Origin of the sequence: Dietzia sp. DQ12-76, from assembly GCF_014145045.1 — a bacterium.
In the GTDB taxonomy this organism is placed as follows: domain Bacteria; phylum Actinomycetota; class Actinomycetes; order Mycobacteriales; family Mycobacteriaceae; genus Dietzia.
The window spans coordinates 1-2,771 of the sequence record NZ_JAALDV010000195.1 but is presented as its reverse complement, the minus strand read 5'-3'; the positions used below and the strand labels follow the sequence as shown (position 1 = coordinate 2,771).

The 2,771-nt window shown below is 70.0% G+C and carries 1 protein-coding gene and 2 pseudogenes; all 3 read right to left on the bottom strand.

Annotated elements, in window-relative coordinates; genetic code table 11:
* Positions 1 to 660, bottom strand: a pseudogene (locus tag G6019_RS07920) (hypothetical protein); the annotation flags it as partial.
* Between the two features lie 152 nt (positions 661 to 812).
* Positions 813 to 2,333 carry a cardiolipin synthase gene (cls, locus tag G6019_RS07915; protein ID WP_182613297.1) on the bottom strand — a complete coding sequence of 507 codons (1,521 nt, stop codon included), beginning with the start codon at positions 2,331 to 2,333 and terminating at the stop codon, positions 813 to 815.
* Positions 2,330 to 2,771: pseudogene (locus G6019_RS07910) on the bottom strand (amidohydrolase family protein); the annotation flags it as partial. The gene cls and the pseudogene G6019_RS07910, both read right to left, overlap by 4 nt.

Here is a 2,771-nt window from a genome sequence, read left to right as displayed (position 1 = left end):
GACGGCGTCGATGCTCCCGGCCAGTCCGCCGGGCAGCTCGGTCCCGGCCCCGGCAGCGGCGTCCTCCAGGGCGCCGCCGGCCTCGGCCGACCCCACCACCACGTCATGCCAGAACGACAACTCATGCGGATAGAGCTCTCCGGCCTCCTGGCGCTCGGCCATGGCGGCGAAGTACCCCCCGGCCAGCTGCACGCTGAGTACCGGGAAGAGGTACTCGGGTATGGAAAGCGATCCGAGTCCGATGGTGCCCGACCCGAGCGATCCGGTCGGGTTCACGTACACCGAACCGGGCAGACTTCCCGAGGACGCCACGGAGGCGGCCGCGGACCCGCCCGCCGATCCCAGGGCCTCGAGGGGCGCCACGGAGCCCAGGACCTGACCCACGGACAGTGCGGTGTCCGGCACGACGCCGCTCCCGAGATCCCGTAGCCCCTCGGATCCCGCCCCGACGCCAGGGTTCCCGATGACGATCTCGTCGGGGATCAGTCCGATGAGGCCGTCGACGCTGCTGTTGCCGGTCTGGGTGGGCAACGAGGAATCGGAGCCCGAGGTCTCCTGCCCGTGGGCCGCGGCCGGGATACCGACGGCCGCCAGTGCGGTTGCGGCGACGACCGCGCCGATGCGCCTCGCCCGGAGTCCGGAAACACTGTTCTGGGGCATGTGTGCTGGCCTCTCGTCACGAGCAGGGCCCTCCGGCCCACGCACGCAAAGCGTACTACTACAAGGTCGGCCCCCTGGGCCGGGTGTCATCGCGGGCCGGCCGCCCGGACGGACACACCCGGGGCGGGCGCGCGGCCGGACGGGTCCCAGGTCTACTGGAGCGCCGAACTCAGTCGCGCGACGTTGTCCACATAGCGCCCCGGCCAGGGTCGGCGCTGCCAGGTCTCCAGGTCGAGAGAGGTGCTGTCCTCGAGGTAGGCGTCCACCGCCTCGTTCATCTCGGCCACCGCCTCTCCGCCGAGGACCAGCAGGCTGATCTCGAAGTTCAGGTTGAACGACCGCTGGTCCATGTTGCTCGACCCCACCACCCCGGTGAAGTCGTCGATCAGCAACATCTTGGTGTGCAACACGGCGGGCGAGCGGAACCTGTTGATCCGGACCCCGGCCTCGAGCAACGCACGGAAGTAGGAGCGCTGGGCGTGGTGGACCAGGAACTGGTCGGCGTGTTCGGGAACGAACAGTTCCACATCGACACCCCGGAACGCCGCCGACGTCACCGCGTGGAGCAGCGCCTCGTCCGGGACGAAGTACGGACTGACGATCCTGATCCGATGCTCGGCCTGGCCGATGAGCTGGGTGAACATCCGCAGGTTGGGTTGCGTGCGGTACCCGGGCCCGGACGGGACGAGCTGAAACGCGCTGACCGGGTCGCCGGCGGTCGGGTCGCCCGCAGGACGACCGGCCGCCACCGGTAGTCCCCGGGACAGTTCCTCGAGCGTGCCGATGACCTCCCCGCACTCGGAGTACCAGTCCACGAGGAAGACCCCGTCCATCGCGCGGACGATCTCCCCCCGGACCTCCATCATGAGGTCCACCCACTCCCGCCCCAACCGGGCGTTGCGGGGACTGCCGTAATTCCGGGCGATGAGGTTCTGGGAACCGATGAACCCGCGGTCTCCGTCGACGATGAGCATCTTGCGGTGGTTGCGGAGGTCGGGCCGCCGGAACCTGCCCACGAACGGGTTGATCGGCAGCATGAGGTGGAGTTCGACCGGGGTGCGACGCAGACGCCGGCGGAGCAGCGCGAATCCCCGGTACCTCAGCGAACCGAGGTGATCGACCAGCACCCGCACCGCCACCCCCCGCTCCGCGGCCTCGACGGCGGCGCCGAAGAAGTCATCGGTCTCGTCATCCCAGGACTGGGCGTAGAACTCGATGTGCACGTGGTCACGGGCGGACCGCACCGCCGCCGTCATCGCCGCCAGCGACGCGGAGTAGTCCGAGTGCAGCGCCACGAAATCTCCTGACATGCAGGGGATCGCCGTGAGCGTACGGTTCATCTCGAGGATGGTCCGCACGCCGGGATCCACCCGCACAGAGTCCGGAACCGTGGGCTGGTCCTCGAGGGCCTCCTCGTAGAGCCTGTTGGCCTCCGCCTGGATGATGTGTCGTCGTCCGGTGATGTACGGGTTGCCCAGCAGCAGGAACAGCGGCACCCCGACGATCGGGATGAACAGGATCACCAGCAGCCAGGCCTGCGAGGACGCCGGTTGCCGGTTCTCCGGGACCATGCCCAGGGCCAGGATCTTGAGCGCGTACTCGGTGATGAGCAGGGCCGAGGTCACACCCGCCGGGAACGGCAGGAAGGCCAGTCGCTCGACCAAGGGGTTCATGTGCCGGGCCGGGACAGGACGGCGCCTCTGGCGAGGGATCGGGGATCGACGACGCGACCGTCGGTCATGGTCCAGCGCACCACTCCCGCCAGTGCCCTCTGGGCATATACCGCGTCGGCCGATCCGAGCTCGCGGGCGCCGGGGAGGACGACGAACGCCTCGTCGTCGGCGACGGCCGCGAAGTCGGCCCGCAGGCCCGTCCGGATCTCCCCCCGGTCCTCGAGCCCGACGATCGCGGCCGTCCTCCCTGACATCCAGCAGGCCACGTCCGCGAGATCGCACCCCCTGCGCCGCGCCTCCGTCCACACGACCGACAGTCCGAGCCGGGCGGAGGCGATCGCGTCGATGGTGCCGTCTCGCAGTGCGTCCCAGAGGAGCTCGCGAGTGGCGGCGTCCCGGATCGGGGGGTCCAGCTCGGCGCCGGCGGTCCCCCCGTGG

What these genes read in the sequence shown, in the direction of transcription:
- cls (WP_182613297.1), bottom strand. Translation starts at nt 2,333, where the DNA reads ATGAACCCCTTGGTCGAGCGACTGGCCTTCCTGCCGTTCCCGGCGGGT.